Annotated in this window: 17 protein-coding genes; 13 read left to right on the top strand and 4 right to left on the bottom strand. The window is 44.5% G+C overall.

The features are described from left to right. Window positions 1-294: 294 nt before the first annotated feature. The 3 genes from map to R7Z50_RS12130 all read left to right on the top strand — a co-directional run bounded on the left by map (window position 295) and on the right by R7Z50_RS12130 (window position 4432). Window positions 295-1173, top strand: a complete 879-nt coding sequence (gene map, locus R7Z50_RS12140; RefSeq protein ID WP_005380326.1) for a type I methionyl aminopeptidase — start codon at window positions 295-297, stop codon at window positions 1171-1173. Window positions 1174-1281: 108 nt separating this feature from the next. Further along, the gene (gene glnD / locus R7Z50_RS12135; RefSeq protein WP_017636037.1) at window positions 1282-3906 is read left to right on the top strand and encodes a bifunctional uridylyltransferase/uridylyl-removing protein GlnD; all 2625 of its coding nucleotides are present in this window, start codon (window positions 1282-1284) and stop codon (window positions 3904-3906) included. 142 nt (window positions 3907-4048) lie between these two features. Beyond that, on the top strand, window positions 4049-4432 hold the full coding sequence (locus R7Z50_RS12130; RefSeq protein ID WP_005380322.1) for a DUF3461 family protein: 384 nt from the start codon (window positions 4049-4051) through the stop codon (window positions 4430-4432). 48 nt (window positions 4433-4480) lie between these two features. Here the strand turns inward: R7Z50_RS12130 and R7Z50_RS12125 are convergent. The 3 genes from R7Z50_RS12125 to R7Z50_RS12115 form a co-directional block, all read right to left on the bottom strand. Then, window positions 4481-5685, bottom strand: a protein-coding gene (locus R7Z50_RS12125; RefSeq protein WP_318149103.1) for an IS3 family transposase whose coding sequence is annotated in 2 segments (ribosomal slippage) — window positions 4481-5334 and window positions 5334-5685 — 1206 coding nt in all. Because the reading frame shifts where the segments join, the coding sequence is not laid out codon by codon here. Between the two features lie 108 nt (window positions 5686-5793). Next, window positions 5794-6576, bottom strand: a complete 783-nt coding sequence (gene truC / locus R7Z50_RS12120) for a tRNA pseudouridine(65) synthase TruC (protein WP_005391793.1) — start codon at window positions 6574-6576, stop codon at window positions 5794-5796. Window positions 6577-6580: 4 nt separating this feature from the next. Next, window positions 6581-6895 carry a YqcC family protein gene (locus R7Z50_RS12115; protein ID WP_042521408.1) on the bottom strand — a complete coding sequence of 105 codons (315 nt, stop codon included), beginning with the start codon at window positions 6893-6895 and terminating at the stop codon, window positions 6581-6583. Window positions 6896-6971: 76 nt separating this feature from the next. On the opposite strand from R7Z50_RS12115, the gene R7Z50_RS12110 reads away from it, so the two are divergent. Together R7Z50_RS12110 and R7Z50_RS12105 are read left to right on the top strand one after the other, a co-directional pair. Further along, a complete protein-coding gene (locus tag R7Z50_RS12110) occupies window positions 6972-8009 on the top strand; it encodes a DUF3549 family protein (RefSeq protein WP_085569849.1) in 1038 nt (345 codons plus the stop codon). Window positions 8010-8022: 13 nt separating this feature from the next. Beyond that, entirely contained in the window at window positions 8023-8322 is a 300-nt protein-coding gene (locus tag R7Z50_RS12105) for a DUF3301 domain-containing protein (protein ID WP_005380315.1), read from the top strand. Here the strand turns inward: R7Z50_RS12105 and R7Z50_RS12100 are convergent. After that, complete coding sequence (locus R7Z50_RS12100; RefSeq protein WP_025768243.1) at window positions 8282-8767, bottom strand: GNAT family N-acetyltransferase; 486 nt, start codon at window positions 8765-8767, stop codon at window positions 8282-8284. The genes R7Z50_RS12105 and R7Z50_RS12100 overlap by 41 nt on opposite strands. 931 nt (window positions 8768-9698) lie before the next feature. On the opposite strand from R7Z50_RS12100, the gene R7Z50_RS12095 reads away from it, so the two are divergent. The 8 genes from R7Z50_RS12095 (at window position 9699) to R7Z50_RS12060 (ending at window position 16863) form a co-directional block, all read left to right on the top strand. Next, the gene (locus R7Z50_RS12095) at window positions 9699-9992 is read left to right on the top strand and encodes a hypothetical protein (RefSeq protein ID WP_033905520.1); all 294 of its coding nucleotides are present in this window, start codon (window positions 9699-9701) and stop codon (window positions 9990-9992) included. Further along, a complete protein-coding gene (locus R7Z50_RS12090; RefSeq protein ID WP_005380310.1) occupies window positions 9989-10438 on the top strand; it encodes a YaiI/YqxD family protein in 450 nt (149 codons plus the stop codon). Before R7Z50_RS12095 ends, R7Z50_RS12090 begins: the two co-directional genes overlap by 4 nt. Before the next feature lie 194 nt (window positions 10439-10632). Continuing rightward, entirely contained in the window at window positions 10633-11622 is a 990-nt protein-coding gene (locus R7Z50_RS12085) for a ketoacyl-ACP synthase III (RefSeq protein WP_170894013.1), read from the top strand. Further along, the gene (locus tag R7Z50_RS12080; protein WP_170890490.1) at window positions 11619-12605 is read left to right on the top strand and encodes an NAD-dependent epimerase/dehydratase family protein; all 987 of its coding nucleotides are present in this window, start codon (window positions 11619-11621) and stop codon (window positions 12603-12605) included. The genes R7Z50_RS12085 and R7Z50_RS12080 overlap by 4 nt, the downstream gene beginning before the upstream one ends. Further along, entirely contained in the window at window positions 12574-13437 is an 864-nt protein-coding gene (locus R7Z50_RS12075) for an MBL fold metallo-hydrolase (protein WP_005380307.1), read from the top strand. The genes R7Z50_RS12080 and R7Z50_RS12075 overlap by 32 nt, the downstream gene beginning before the upstream one ends. Beyond that, window positions 13425-14693 (top strand): F390 synthetase-related protein, encoded by a 1269-nt coding sequence (locus R7Z50_RS12070; protein WP_182016220.1) that lies wholly within the window; start codon window positions 13425-13427, stop codon window positions 14691-14693. Before R7Z50_RS12075 ends, R7Z50_RS12070 begins: the two co-directional genes overlap by 13 nt. Beyond that, window positions 14681-15793 (top strand): ATP-grasp domain-containing protein, encoded by a 1113-nt coding sequence (locus R7Z50_RS12065; protein WP_318149102.1) that lies wholly within the window; start codon window positions 14681-14683, stop codon window positions 15791-15793. Before R7Z50_RS12070 ends, R7Z50_RS12065 begins: the two co-directional genes overlap by 13 nt. Continuing rightward, a complete protein-coding gene (locus R7Z50_RS12060) occupies window positions 15790-16863 on the top strand; it encodes a hypothetical protein (RefSeq protein WP_239938947.1) in 1074 nt (357 codons plus the stop codon). Before R7Z50_RS12065 ends, R7Z50_RS12060 begins: the two co-directional genes overlap by 4 nt. Window positions 16864-16875: the final 12 nt, after the last annotated feature.

Genomic DNA, 16875 nt, shown 5'->3' with positions numbered 1-16875 from the left:
TGTGATTTAAAGATAAAAGGTTATTCGGATGAAGCTTGCTTCGCCGCTTAACTTTGCTAAACGAAGAGAACAGTCCTCTATTCCGGCGCGCTTTATACCATATTTTAGCTCACTGTGGCTAGTAAAAATTATTTCTTCACCGAGCCACTTTCTCCTATTTATAAGCAAAACTTTAAACATATGATCGAATTAAGAATGATGCATATTCCTATCTAACTTGGGTTAACGCCCCGATGTCTGATAGAATGCGGCCATTCGCACGTTTACGTGCTTAGGAATAAGTAGAGAAAGCCAATGTCAATCAAGATTAAAACTGCTGAAGAAATAGAACGCATGCGCATTGCGGGCAAGCTAGCCGCAGAGATTCTAGAAATGATCGAACCACACATCAAAGTTGGTGTGACGACAGAAGAGTTAAACAAAATCTGTCATGAGTACGCTCTAGAAAAAGGCGCATACTCTGCTCCGCTTGATTACCATGGTTTCCCTAAGTCGATCTGTACTTCAATCAACCATATCGTATGCCACGGTATTCCAGCGGAAAAAGACGAAATCGGTAGCAACGGCCAAATGAAGCCGGCGGTACTAAAAGATGGTGACATCTTAAACGTTGATATTACCGTAATCGTTCCAAATGATGAGAATGCCGATCTGAGCGTGCGTCCTCAGGGTTACCATGGTGACACTTCTAAGATGTTCCTAGTCGGTGATGTTTCGCCTGCAAACAAACGTCTGTGCATGGTAGCTCAAGAAGCACTGTACGTTGGTATGCGTACCGTTAAGCCAGGTTCAACGGTTGGTGACATCGGTACAGCTATCGAGAAGTACATCAAAGAGAATAACAAGAACAATCCTCGCAACAAGTTTTCTATTGTGAAAGACTTCTGTGGCCACGGTATCGGCGATGAGTTCCATGAAGAACCACAAGTGGTTCATTACAAGAACAAAGACCGCCGCGTATTAAAAGAAGGCATGTGCTTTACTATTGAGCCGATGATTAACGCAGGTAAATTTGGTTGCTCTGTTGATGCACAAGATGACTGGACTGTTTACACGGGCGACGGCAAGAACTCTGCGCAATGGGAACATACCATTGTTGTAACAAAAGAAGGTTGTGAAGTACTGACGCTTCGTAGCGACGATACGATTCCTCGCCTAATGAAAAACGCGTAAAGCTGACGACCACTCGTTGTTTACTATATCCCTGCTTCGGCGGGGATATTTTTTATCTGCCGCAAATTTGTTAGATTGTTATTAGATTAGCTTGCACGGATGGCAAATATGACACTTCAGTCCCCTCTTACCTTTTCCGATGAACAAATCAATATCGGTGAACTCAAACAAGAATTAGAGAAGTTTAGCTCTAATCAAAACCAAGAGTTTCTCAATCATCATCCGGTAACAAGCTTGGTTTTAGCCAGAGCTGAATATATGGATCTGCTTCTCAATCGTTTGTGGCAACATTTTGGTTTCAAGGATATTTACAACATTTCCCTAGTTGCCGTTGGTGGCTACGGACGAGGCGAGCTGCATCCGCTCTCCGATATCGATATTTTGATTCTGTCGAACAATAAACTGCCAACCGCGTTAGAAGCAAAAATCAGCGAATTCATTACGCTGTTGTGGGATTTAAAACTCGAGGTCGGACACGCTGTTCGCACCGTTACTGAATGTGCTGAAATTGGTAAAGCCGATCTAACGGTCGCGACAAACCTGCAAGAAGCGCGACTGCTGTGTGGAAGCGAGGACACCTTTCAGGCACTGAAGAAAGTCGTGTTATCAGACTCCTTCTGGCCAAGTGAGACGTTTTACCGCGCTAAAATTCAAGAGCAGCGCGAACGCCATGCACGTTACCACGACACGACCTACAACTTAGAACCGGACATTAAATCAACCCCTGGCGGGCTGCGCGATATTCATACATTAAGCTGGGTCGCTCGACGTCACTTTGGTGCTACTTCATTGTTGGAAATGAGCCGATACGGATTTTTAACTGACGCAGAATACCGAGAATTGGTTGAATGTCAGGACTTCCTTTGGCGAGTACGTTTCGCTCTGCACATGGAGCTTCGCCGCTATGACAACCGCTTGACCTTTGCTCATCAAGCACAAGTTGCGGAAAATCTAGGCTACGTCGGAGAAGGCAACCGAGGCGTAGAAATGATGATGAAAGAGTTCTACCGCACGCTTCGTCGTGTGGCAGAGCTCAATAAAATGCTACTCAAACTCTTTGACCAAGCGATCATTAATGGTGGGGCGACAGAAAGTGCCGAGATTCTCGATACGGACTTTCAACGTCGCGGTTCTTTAATTGAAGCGCGGAAACCCGCATTGTTCCAAGCTCGCCCAGAAACTATTCTGGATATGTTCTTACATATTGCTAACGACTCAACTATTGAAGGGGTGAGCCCACCAACGCTGCGTCAACTGCGCACCGCTCGGCGTCGGCTCAACAAGTTTTTGCACACCATTCCTGCTGCGCGTGAAAAGTTCATGGCGTTATGTCGTCACCCTAATGCTCTTCACAAAGCATTCAGCCTCATGCACCGATTAGGGGTTATGGCGGCCTATTTACCGCAATGGAGTCAGATTGTTGGTCAAATGCAGTTTGACTTATTCCATGCCTACACCGTTGATGAACACAGTATTCGCTTACTTAAACACATCAACACTTTTAGTGACCCAGAAAATCATGCGAAGCACCCTATTTGCTGTGACGTCTACCCTCGGATGCAAAAGAAAGAGCTGCTGATTATTGCCGCTATTTTCCACGATATCGGGAAAGGTCGTGGCGGCGATCACTCGATTATCGGTGAAGGAGAAGCGTACGACTTCTGCATTGAGCATGGTTTATCGAAGCCCGAAGCGAAACTTGTCGCTTGGTTGGTAAGACATCATCTATTAATGTCTGTCACCGCACAGCGCCGAGATATTTATGATCCTGATGTCATTACCGAGTTTGCCAAAAAAGTCAGAGACGAAGAATCTCTCGATTATCTTGTATGCCTGACAGTTGCAGATATTTGTGCAACCAACCCAGAACTTTGGAATGCTTGGAAACGAACTTTACTTGCGGAGCTGTATTACTCCACACAACGTGCTTTACGTAGAGGCCTAGAGAACCCTGTCGATGTGCGTGAGCGAATTCGCCACAATCAACAAATGGCCTCCGCAATGCTGCGCAAAGAGGGGTTTGCCGCGCGCGAAATTGAAGTATTGTGGCAACGCTTCAAAGCTGACTACTTCCTTCGTCATACCCATACGCAAATCGCGTGGCACTGCGAACACTTACTTCGCATGGAAGATCCGACTAAGCCTTTGGTGTTGATCAGTAAAAAAGCCACTCGTGGCGGCACTGAGGTGTTTGTATATACGAAAGACCAGCCTGCTTTATTTGCGACAGTCGTGGCGGAGTTAGATAGGCGTAATTTTAATGTACACGACGCGCAAATCATGACCAGCAAAGATGGGCACGTGATTGATACCTTTATGGTACTCGATCAACATGGCGAAGCGATCGATGAGTCTCGTCACGCCGCGGTGATTAAACACCTCACTCATGTACTGGAGGCAGGCCGACCAACCAAGATTAAAACGCGCCGTACTCCGAACAAACTTCAGCACTTTAACGTGAAAACCAAAGTCGACTTCTTACCAACCAAAGGTAAAAAACACACTTTAATGGAGTTTGTCGCGCTAGACACACCAGGGCTGTTGGCCAAAGTAGGCCGTACGTTTGCTGATTTAAATATCAACCTTCATGGTGCAAAAATCACCACCATTGGTGAGCGAGCAGAAGACTTGTTTATTTTAACCAGTGATGCAGGGGGAAGATTAAGTGAAGAACAACAGGATGAGCTAAGAGAGAGATTGATCGAAAAGTTATCTGATGAGGTCGCAGCTTAGATCAAACCTGCCAATCTTTTCGGTTCAGGGCGAGAGCGATCTTGCCCACAAGTTAAGCATTTTGGCTAAATATCAGCTATCTAGCTCATACATAGGCTGCTACAGTTATATCAATATCAATTCGATGTAATAGAGGTAGCCTATGTATCCCCACCTCACTGGTTTGGGTATTCACGACCCTAAGCAGATTGAACGTTATTCCCTACGCCAAGAAGCACACAAAGACGTACTCAAGATCTATTTCCACAAGCAAAAAGGCGAACTGTTCGCTAAAAGCGTTAAATTCAAATACCCGCGCCAAATCAAAAATGTTCTTGTGGACAGTGGCAGTCACAAATATAAAGAAGTAACGGAAATCAACCGTAACCTCACATTAGTCATTGATGAACTGAATAAAATCACTAAGCCAACGAAACAACCTGAGGTTGATGTAAAAGAGAAAATTCTTTCAGACCTTCGTCATTTAGAAAAAGTCGTTTCGAGCAAGATCGCAGAGATCGAAGCGGATCTTGAAAAACTAAAGTAAAACGTTAAGTCTTAATGACCCGTCCTGATATGGGTTGACACTTTTTAACTAAAACGCTCGATGTACTTCATCGGGCGTTTTGTATTTTAAAGCCGTATGAGGCCTCATTTGATTATAGATATCTACGGACTCTGCTACCATCGTCCTTGCTTCTTTCAGATCTTTCGGTTTCTTCAGCAAGAGCTCCATTTTGAGTATCCCATTTACACGCTCAGCTAAAGCATTCTGATAACAGTCATACCCGTCAGTCATTGAGCAAGTCACCCTATGTTTCTTATGGATATCTTGATATTCCTTCGAACAGTATTGTGAGCCTCTATCTGAGTGGTGTATTAGCTTTTCTTCACTCTGCCGTTGCCTGAGAGCTGAGATAAATGCCCGCTTAACTGATTGAGTTTTCATGTTGTCATCCACATAAAAACCAACAATCTTCCTTGAATAAGCGTCTGTAACCAAGCTGAGATAACTCTCTCCATTTTGAGTTGGCAAGTAAGTAATATCAGCAACCCACAGTTGTTCTGACTTCGTTGGTGTCAGCCCATCTTTCACTTTGTTTGGGTGACAGAAAAATCGATGACGGCTGTCAGTCATTCGGTGATAGGCTCGTCTTGCTCTCACTAACAGCCGATGCTTTCTGAGAAGTTCAAAGAGCTTATCGCGACCTATTTGAATGCCCTTTGTTGCTGCTAAGAACTTCAGTTTACGCGTGCCAATGCGTGGCTGCTTCAGCCTGACTTCACGGACAAAGCCAATGACAGTATGCTCATGATGTTCACAACGAGATTGAGTTTGGCATTGCTTATAATAAGCTTGGCGAGAGATTTGTACTAACTGACAAAACTTCGTAACGCTCAAACCTACTATGGTTTTCTCTTGGACAACGCTTCTTTGTGCTTTTTTGTCACTCTAACACCATAGTCACGTTCCATAACGTTCACGACAGCTTCAAAGAAGTCGGCTTTGAGTTGAGCATCTTCGAGCTGCTTTTCAAGCTCTTTAATACGTTGCTCTGGTGTAGGAGGTGAATTGAACTCGGTCATAGAGTCTCCTTTGGACATAAAGTTAGGTGTCCCTTTAGACCAATCTAGTCGACCATGCTTACGAAGCCAAACCAAAACCGTAGAGCAACCTTGGATGCCATACTTCTCTTGGGCTTGTTTGTAAGTGAGGCTTCCTTTTTCAACCTCATCAACTACAGTGAGTTTAAAAGCGAGGGAGTAATCGCGCTGAGCTCTTTTAGTTGTTGATTTCATAACACTCTCCAATTTTGGGGGTGGAAAGTGTCAACTTTATTTAGGACGGCACATAAATATTAAAAAGGGTTAGCATTGATGCTAACCCTTTTTATTTGTACTCAATCATTATCTAGATCTAACTGCGCCGATTATCGGTTCATCCCACTCAAATCGAGTAAACAATTGCTGCCAAGTTTCATCAAGATTGGCCGTCATGACAATCTCTTGATCGGTAAATGGATGGACAAACCGTAACTCTGAAGCATGCAGTAGCAAACGATGAGAATCAAACTCTGTGCGATACAGCTTGTTGTGCTTTCCATCCCCGTGCGTTGTATCACCCACGATCGGATGGCGTAGATGTGCCATATGACGACGAAGTTGGTGCTTACGCCCCGTTTTAGGTTTCATCTCAACTAAGCAATAACGCGTTGTAGGAAATTTACCCGTCGAATAGGGAACCTCCACTTTAGCCAACGGCTTATATTCCGTCACCGCTTCTTGCGCTTCTTTTTCTTGTGAAGCGAACTTATCAGCAATCTTGTCTAACTCCACTTTGAGTGCGTAATCCAAGACGCCCTCTTCCTCAATCCAACCGCGTACTATCGCGTGGTATGTCTTTTCCATTTTATGTTCAGCAAACATCGGCATGACTTGTGATGCGACTTCACTCGACAAAGCAAACACGAGCACACCAGATGTTGGACGATCCAGACGATGCAATGGGAACACATGCTGACCAATTTGGTCGCGCAAAGTTTGCATGACAAATTGAGTTTCGTGCTTATCTAACCAACTGCGATGCACTAACATGCCGGCAGGCTTGTTGACCGCTACAAAATATTCATCCTGATAAACGATCTCCAGCTCAACTGGTTCTGAAGATCGCGCTATTTTTTGTTCTAGCATTAATTTACTTACACAGTTCGTCAATGGTTCGGATTGTAACGAGCAGCTCGGCGAACTGCGGTTCCTGCTTCCACGCTTCTGAAAAATAGGGCTCGAGAGAAAACCCTCTTGGCAGTGGTTGGTTATTTTTCACTAGTGCGTGCATTCTGGCTATAAAAATCCACTGCAACCACTCATGAGGGTGCAACGTATCAATCGCAAATGGCTCCGCACTTTGTAAGGCTTGCTCTGAAGGCATAGTGTATTGCCACAATTTATGCTCTCTAAGCTGCGTTTCAAGTTGGTGAAGTAAGTCGACCAATTGAGTATTTGTTACCATTAATTCTATCTCGAACCTTGAATTAGCCGAGAATGATACCATTTCTTGTGAAAAGAACGTTAGGACGTCGTATTTAATGGAAAACATTCAAACCCTCACTCAACTGTTGAACAACAGCCACTGTGATTATCAAATCTTCGATCTTGGTCGCCGTATCAAAACCATCGCTAAGAAAGAGTTTACCGATGTAGAAAAAGGTCAAGCACCTTACCCATTTCCAATGCAACGTAAAGCACACCTAGCCATCGCGTACTGGAATGAACAAAAGCAACCTTGGATTTGGTTTCTAAAGTTTGAATTGGACGAGCGCGGTTTGTTAAAGCAAGCGGATATCGGCAATTTCATTAAATACGTAGTGGAGGCTATGGGAACACGCCTCAATGATGATATCACTGAAGAGCAACAGCAAAAGCTGTCTAACAACCCATACACTTTCAAACCTTCCGAAGATAAAATGGCCGTGTTTCATAGCCAGGTCCGCGCAAACCTCAATCTTCCTACCAGCCAATATTACGAGCATACCCAGCATTACTTCTCTGGAGGTTTAGGCTGGGATAATTGGCAAACTGTAGGTCTGCAAGGGATCACAGACATAGCCGCTCGCCTGGACAAAGAGCAAAACGGAGTAATGATACGCAAAGCGTTGAACCACCTACCAAATGAGCCACTTTATGCCCTATTAGGTGCGCTTGAGCATGTAGAGCTACAAGAGCGTTTAGCAGAACGTATCGCAGAAAAGGCACAGCAAGAAATCGCAAGTAGCGAACCTGATCTCTTCCTACTTTCAGCACTTATCCGAGCCCTTGCTGGTGCACCAACAGAAGTCGCCTCTCCAGTATTAGATGCGATATTGCATAGCCCTCGTTTAAGCCATCAGGAGGTATTGATTGGTGTGGCGGGCCGCGCTTGGCACTTACTCGCCAATGAAAAGGTAGCGGAACAGTTTTTGCTGCGTTTAGCTCAAACCGGTAATCAATCCCTATTTAATCAGTTATTTGCCGATTTAGTGATGCTGCCAGAGTTAAGAATGGTGTTATTGCCTTTGCTGCATTCAAACCCATCAGAGGAACTAGCAAATGCGCTAGTCAGCTTACAACAAGCAACAAAAAGCTAAGAAAGGTTCAGGAATGATTGGTGATCTTTTAGCAATTTTAGGGCTCTGCTTTTTCTGTTACCTGTTTTGGCAACAGCGTCGCCAAGCCGAACTCGCAAAAGCGGCCATCACGCGTAAATGTGAGCAATTGGATCTCCAATTAATCAGCATCGCCTTTGGTGCCCATAAACTAAAAACGCCAGACGGAGTCTGGCGTTGGCATACGGTGTATCAATTTGAGTTTTCATCTCTTGGTGACGATTGCTACCAAGGAGAGTTAACCATGGTCGGTTTCAGGCCGCAGAACTTTCACCTACCACCGCATCGCTTGTAAATTCCATTTCAAAGTAAGGACCATATACATCCTTACTTTCTTTTGTTTTAACAAATCCCAGCTTTTTCAGTACCGCCATAGAAGCCTGATGATTGCTATTCACGTTAGCTTTCACCTTATTCAAGCCCAACTCACGGCACGCTTTGGGGAAAAATGCTTTTAGTGCTTCTGTTGCTAACCCTTTACCCCAATATGATTTATCAAAAATAAACCCTAATTCAGGTTCGGAATCGAGATTAGCAATAAACACGTGCCCCATATAGTCACGACTGGTGCTCTCTAGCACTGCCATACTATAAATGTTCTCATCATCCAGTATTTTCTCAAACATCTGTTTGGCAGACGCAACTGTATACGGACCATTCAATTCAGCACGGTTTTTCGCACAGCAATTCAGCATGACGAATTCTAGTTGCAACGACTCATTGTAGGGTAGAAGAAGCATTCTTCTGGTTACTATGGCCACATCTGTTCCTTGATTACAACAAACTTAATCTATCCGCAGATCACAAACTCGATGAGCTGAACATGCTCAATGATTGCGGGCTAACACCTTGTAGAGAAGCCGAAAGTTAAACCAACTGGTTGGAAAGGATATTGATCTGAGTTGTTTTTTATTAAGTGTTATTAGGAATTTATATATTTTGTGATATTGATATCCCCAAATAACATCGAGATGCTTAATTCAATGAGAACACTGGATATCGTTTTTATATAAGAAAGACCCCGACACATAAGTATCGGGGTCATGGTCTTACTCGCAGCAGTCCGGCTACTAAAAGTGCTCCATGCATCATCCATAATAGTGGCTGATTCCGTCAGCTTATTCCTTACGTCGCCGTCCTAGCGGTGTCCTTATCATCCTGACTGCTAACATTCCTCGTTAGCACACGTCACTTGTTCCTTGAGCGGTGTCCCTTGCATCTTCCTGATGCTGTCCATAACCTCAATCCTAGAGGGGTCCATTGTCTATCCTTAGTCATCAACATCCTATTGATGATCGTATCCTTACAATGTCCTACGCTCCATGCTTGATTAATCATCCTGACCAACCAAATCGTCTTCCTGACGATAACCAAATCCTTGGTGCTTTCCTGTTCCATGTCTGCTTCCTGCTGACAACTCTCAATTTACGCCTTTTCCAAAAATAGACAATCTATCTAAGATAAATATTTGGCTCCCACATTGGTTAACAAGTTGTTAAATCATTATTTATCAGAAACTTAAGCTCTTCAGCTTCTCTTTTTCCGCTTACGAAATCGTTTTCTCTCACAACCTATGTAAGAGATCTCTCACACTACACTCTCCAAAATGCCATTCGCCAAATTAGCGCACTCAACGTATGATGATAGATATATCGTTGTTAAGGATTAAAAATGTTAACTCAAGACGTTACTAAAGAATTAGAAGCGGCAATGGAACAGTTGCAACAACAAGGAAAAGAGCCAACCGTAGCGTTAGTGAAAGCACGATTGAAAACGCCAGTTCCAATGCCAGCGTTAATCACCGCAATAAAAAGTTGGAAGAGTGCTCAACGCGTACCCAAGGTTGAAATCGCAGCACAACACCACACCGATAATGATCGTCTTGAAGCCCTAGAACACACCGTAAAAATGCTAGCCATTCGTATTGAAGAGTTAGAAGCGAAACTCAGTGAGAAATCATCATGAAGTTATGGGTAGATGCAGACGCGTGTCCGAAAGTTATTCGCGAAACCATTGTGCGTGCCGCCGAGCGTACGGGGATTGAATGTACGTTTGTCGCTAACCACGTTGTCCCTGTGCCGAAAAGAGACAACATCCACTCGCTACAAGTCCCTGCGGGATTTGACATCGCAGACAACGAAATCGTCAAGCGTGTAGAAGCCAACGATTTGGTGATCACGTCAGATATTCCGCTTGCAGATGAGGTTATCTCTAAAGGCGCTCAAGCCCTCAGTTCTCGTGGCGAGCTCTATACAAAAGACACCATCAAAGCTCGCCTAAATATCCGCGACTTTATGGAAACCATGCGTTCAAGCGGAATTCAGACAGGTGGGCCCGCCGCGCTTTCTCAAACCGATCGACGCGAATTTGCAAACCATTTGGATCGTATTTTGGCGAAATTTAAGAAGTAACCCTCACTCTATTCATATTGAGCCAGCAAATAAAAGCCTGGCTCATTCCTGAAAATTCATTCTCAGCATTGCACCCAAAGCGTGCTCTTACTCCCATTTGTTTTGTTCTGTTTATTTTTCATCTCGCTCACCATAGCTTCAATATGCAACGTGGTTTATTTTGAACGACGTTTTTAATAAGTGTATAGAGAATAATGGGCTTTAACATCGTTTCCAGTGGAAGCTACCTGCCAACGAATCAATGGTCTGATCGAGAGATGGATCGCTTCCTAAAATTAGCGCCAGGGACCAGCCGAAATAAATTCGACGTTGAATATCGTCATGTAGCCAATACAAAAGAGACCGCTATTTACATGGCGGTGCAGGCAATAGAGCAGTGTTTAGGAAACACACATACCTTAAGCTCCGTTGATCTTCTTATCTACGCTAGCGGCACACACCACCAGTCTCTACCCTACGACGCCTCAGCGGTTCTCGCCGCGTTAGACGCTCCAACATGGCTAGAAAGCTTTGATTTGAACAGCACCTGTTTATCCTTTCTCTCTGCGCTTGATCTTGCTCAGAGTCTATTCTTAGCAAAACGGTACCGTCGGATTCTTATTGTCACCAGCGAACTCGCCACTGGCATCACACTGAATCGAAATTTTACGCTCAAACCAGAAGTTGCAACCTTATTCGCGGACGGTGCCGCCGCATTTTTGCTCGAAGAACACAACGATGATGGATTGCTCACCAGTCACTTTGAAACGCATCATACCGGGTATTCATTTTGTCAAATTAAGGGCGGAGGCAGTCATATCAATCCGCATACCTCCGAGCATCAAGCCTATTTAAAAAGTTGCCAGTTTGAGATGGAGGGCAAAGCACTCTTTAAACATGTGCGTAAAGCCTTACCAGCGTTTCTAAAAAAAGGGTTTGACGCCTCTCCGGTAACATTCAGCGATATTGATTATTTTCTTCCTCATCAAGCCAGCGCGCATGGATTAAAAAAACTGCCTTCACTCACCGGGCTACCAACAGAGAAAACCGTTAATCACTTTTCGACTTTGGGAAACCAAGTCGCCGCCTCACTCCCAATTAACTTACACTGGCTGCGTAATCAGCCAGAAGCCGCAGGAAAACATGTGTTATTAGCTGGCACCGCCGCAGGGTTGTCACTAGGGATGGGAGTGCTAAAACTATGAAGATATTGGTCACTGGTGGCAGCGGGATGTTGGGTAGCGCAATTCTGAGAATGTTTCACCAGCAGCATGAACTGCACTTTACAGCACGAAATACAGTCATCGCTAAACAACTCGCCGAGCAATTCGATGTTATCCCACATATAGTCGATTTAAGAGACCACTCAGCAGTTCATGCGGTATGCCAAGGTATGGATGCAGTCATCCATTGTGCCGCTCTCTCAAGCCCATGGGGAAAGTGGCAGGCGTTTTATCAAGCCAATGTAGATGCCACCAAAAACCTCGTCAATGCGGCTAATACGCATCAAATCTCGCGTTTTATCCATATTTCGTCCACCAGCGTCTACTTTGACCATCAAGACCGTTGGAATATTAGAGAAACCGACGCCATAGCTTCATACTGGTGTAATGATTACGCACACACAAAATATCTATCAGAAATTGAAGCCGTAAAAGGTCGAAGTAAAGCGATCATTTTAAGACCGCGTGGCATTTTTGGACCCAATGATCGCGCGATTATCCCAAGAGTGCTTAAGGCGATAAAAAACAACACTCTGCTTCTGCCATCGGGTAGAAATCCTGTGGTTGATCTGACCTATGTCGACAACGTTGCCCATGCAGCGATGCTCGCTTGCACTCAGGCAGACCGACTTCAGCATGGTGATGTGTTCAACATTTCCAACAACGAACCAATGCCAATTGAGACTGTTCTGCAAGCTTTATGTGAGGGGTTAAACCTAAAAGTAACGTTACAATCATTACCATACGGTGTGGTATCACCATTATTAAAGCTCAGTGAGCAAATACGAAGGCACTTACCACATCAGCCAGAACCAAGGCTCACCTCATACAGCGCAGGATTGTTTAACTATCATCAAACTCTGGATATCAGCAAGGCTAAACAAACACTGAATTACCAACCGCTTTTTTCAATTCAAGAAGGAATACAGCAGTATGCAAACTGGTCTAAAAATAAAAATCTTTGAGGCTGGACACTGCGTACACCCAGGCTTTGTTGTCAAACCAGGTTCTGGTATCAAGCCTAGAGCATTTCCGGCAGCCGTTGCGTTAATTCAGCACCCAACACAAGGCAACATCCTGTTTGACACGGGATATCACGAGCATTTTTTTAGCGCGACTCGTCCCTTCCCTGAACGTTTTTATGCTTGGACAACACCTTGTCGCTATAAAAAAGAACACGGAATTGTTGCGCAGTTAGCAAAAGAAAGTCTCAAACCTCATGATATTGAACACTTAGTGCTCTCCCACTTCCATGCTGATCACATTGCTGCCGTGTCTGAGTTTTCCCACTCTCAATTGCATTGCCAACAAAAAGGGGTAGATGCAATTACTAAAAGTGGTCGAATTGGAGGCGTAAGAAAAGGATACCTAAAAGCTCTACTTCCTCCACAGCTTGAACCTAACTTATTCATTCATAGTGATTTTTCTGTACCAATCAGCCAAATTCTTCCTCAGTGCCAAGGTGTTAATTTGCTCTGTAAAGACATGTTCGACGATGGATTTATTTATATGGTTAGCTTGCCAGGCCATGCAGCTGGCCAAGTGGGCTTGCTAGTTAAAAGAGACCAAAGTTGGCTGTTCTTACTCGCCGATGCATGCTGGTTAATCGAGAGCTTGAGTGAAAATATCGATCAACATTGGCTGGCGAACATGCTTTGCGATGATACAAAAGCCTATAAAAACACCCTCTCCGAGTTGAGAAGTTGCTACCAACAAACCCACCACTTTGTTCGCTTCGTGCCTTCACATTGTCAGGAAACTATCCAGCAGCTAATCAAAGAAGGATGGATGAAGTGAGAACGCTTATCTCAGAATTCTGGCGAACCCGCTACCGCCCCTTCGGCTCAAGGGAACAAGTCGAAACATGGCAGCAACAACACTTAACGCAACACTTGGATTGGGTATGCCGTCATTCACCGTATTACCGCTCACTTCAAGGTGCACCACTCAGTGATTTCCCTATCATGAATAAGCAAACCATGATGGAGAACCTTTCAGAGTTGAATACGAAGGGCTTAGATGCTGAACAGTTAATGCAGCAGGCACTCAAAGCAGAGCAGTCACGCAACTTTGCCGCTTCGAAAGTTGGCGATGTTACGGTTGGGCTTTCTTCGGGCACATCAGGCATGCGCGGGCTGTTTCTTGCTGACAAGCAGGAAACACAACTGTGGGCCGGCAATATATTGGCTCGCCTTTTGCCCAGCCTATGGCAAAAGCACCGAATTGCACTAGCCTTGCGGGCCAACAGCCCACTGTATAAATCCGTCGCGAAAGGGCCTGTTACATTCTTTTATGCCGATTTAACCAAACCTTACCAAGAATGGATAAAAGAGCTAGATGAGTTCCAACCCACGCTTTTGGTTGGTAGTGCGCAAGCTCTTCAGCTCTGTGCCCAGTTCAGCGGTCAATTTGGTCAACCCGAAATTCAACCACAGCGGATCATTTCTGGTGCAGAAGTCCTAACTGAGAGTGACCGTCACTTTATTTCTCAACGGTTCGACAGCGAACTCCATGAAGTCTATCAATGTACCGAAGGTTTTCTTGCATGTACGGATCAGCATGGACAAATGCGCTGGAATCAAGATGTTGTTTACATCGAAAAACATTGGCTGAATACCGAACGTACTCATTACAGCCCAATCATTACCGATTTTCGTCGTAAAACTCAGCCAATTATTCGTTATCAGCTCGACGATATTATTGAGAATAAACAGGATAATGGCGTATTTGAACCTCTTGGCGCGATTGCCGGACGATGTGGTGATCGCCTCACGCTAAACGCAAACCAGGTCCCAGTGACGGTGTTACCAGATCTCATCTACCGCGCTATAACACTATCCGCCCAAAGTCGCGTGGATTACCGAATCACCCAAACAGGGTCACAAGCCATTCAAATTGAAGCGGATTTTCACCACCATCGGGTTATACATCAAGCCTTGATAAAGTTGTTTGACCAATTGCGGCTTGATCCTGTCAGATTTAGTTACCGCCCTGCGCCTATTTGGACGCCAATGAATAAACAACGACGTGTGGTGAACATATGCGGGTCTTAATCACCGGAGCCCGAGCACCAGTTGCACTAGAGTGGGTAACCATGTGTATTCATCATGGACATGACGTAATTCTCACCGATTCGCTAAAAAAACCTCTAGGATCGTTTTTGCGAGGCATCGAGTCTTATATCCCCACCGCTTCACCTCGATTTGCGTTTCCCACCTATCAACAGCAGATCCTAAAAATCATTACTCAGATGCGTATTGATATAGTGATACCCACTTGTGAAGAAGTTTATTACTTGGCTCATGTTGCCAAACAATGCCCAGAAGTAGATTTTTTTCTGCCCAATGTGGGACTACTCAATGCCCTGCACAACAAGTTGACCGTCTTTGAACAGCTTCAAAGTTTGCCAGAAATCACACTTCCAAAAACTCGTTTGGTCGCTGATAAAAGTGAGATTGAAATTAATAAGAGAACCGTTCTAAAGCCCGTTTACTCTCGGTTTGGCGGGCAAGTCATAAGAGATGTGACAACTCAGTCTATTTCTGCCGCCACGATATCGCCCCTTTACCCTTGGGTTCAGCAACAAAAAATCCATGGGACTCCGGTGTGTAACTATGCCATTTTTGAACATGGTGACCTTAAAGCACACCAAGCTTATGTGCCGAAATACTGTGTAAACGGCTCGGCCGCCAGTGCTTTTCAGCCGATCTCGTGCGAACGACTAGATACATTTATCGCAGCTTTTGGTAAACGTCATACTTATCATGGGCAAGTGTCGTTTGACTTCATCAAATCACAAGATCAACTCTACGTGATTGAATGTAACCCAAGAGCCACCAGTGGTTTGCACCTACTCTCGTCTCGATGCAACCAACTGCTTCCTAATATGGAGTTTACCAGTCCTTCCAAGCAGCGATTGCATCATTTAGGTCCAATAACACTCATCGCGGAAGGTGGATTATCCCTGTTCAAGGCTCGAACTTGGCAAGATTGGTGGTCTGGAGTGAATGTGATGCAACAGCATAACTTACCGGCCGGGAGCCAAATCCGGAGTATGTTTGAATTACTCCGGTTAGCTAGGCAGAACAAGACGAAGTGGAGCGACGCTTCTACCGTTGATATTGAGTGGAATGGAGAGGCATTGAACTCATGACACTTTCCTCTCAAGAATGGCATAAAACTTTTTTCACTCTTATGCAGTCGAATCCCATTGATGAATGCACAGCAAGCTTTGGTTGCTACTATATCGATGATGTTGCCATTCCCTACTCCGTAACACCAAAAATACCAAACAACTGTTATGCCGTGTCCCCTATGACACTGCTTAGTGGCTACGCCGAAGAAGAGCTTCACAAAGTCAAAAATGTGGCTGTTCGATGGGTATGTAAGTTACTTATTAATATGACTAAACCAATCTTATCACTGGCTGGATTGGATCAAGTCCAAACGCTCAACAATCAGTGCTTGTCCACCAATATGTATAGCGAACAATGGGCAGCCTTAAATCTCGATGAACTGCGTCGCGTCGCACTCGATCAATACCCCACCTTTCCCTTGGTGCTTCGCTCCCTCAATCAGCGTCAGCATTTACACTTAATTCAGCGATTGAAGCAGCCAAAATGGCAAAGCTTGGTAACACGACAAGTGTATTTACTTGATGATTGGCAAGCGTTCAGCTTCAACCGAGATTTAACGAAAGACTTCAAACTGCTTAATGATAAAGATTGGCAGTTTAGGCCACTGACCACTGATGAAGAATTTCAGCGTGCCAAAGAGTTATATGACATGCTTTACCTTGATAAATACAGCCTCAATAACATCCAGTTTTCAAGCCAATATTTAAAACAGGCGAGCCAGAACAAATTAGTACATTTAGTGGGACTGTTTTATCAAGAAGAGATGCTGGCTACGTTAGGCATTGTAGAAATTGATAATGATATGACTTGCCCAATTTTTGGCTACGATACCAATAAGCCACAACGCCTCGCATTGTATCGTCGAATATCGGCCTATACCATCCGCCATGCCATGATATACCAGCGTCGCTTTAATATGAGCTCAGGCGCTCCGGCTTTTAAACGCAACAGAAAAGCCCGGCCAGAAATTGAATTTAGCTATGTTTATATTGCGCACTTACCTTGGTACAAACGCATAATTTGGAAAAGCTTGTGCTGGCTCACTCAGCACTTTTATCGCCCTTTGTTGATACGTTTTCAGCTATAAACCGACATCTAT

Source organism: Vibrio sp. 1249-1, from assembly GCF_033340495.1.
Note: the sequence above shows the minus strand (reverse complement) of the source record. Positions and strands in the feature narration are given on the sequence as shown.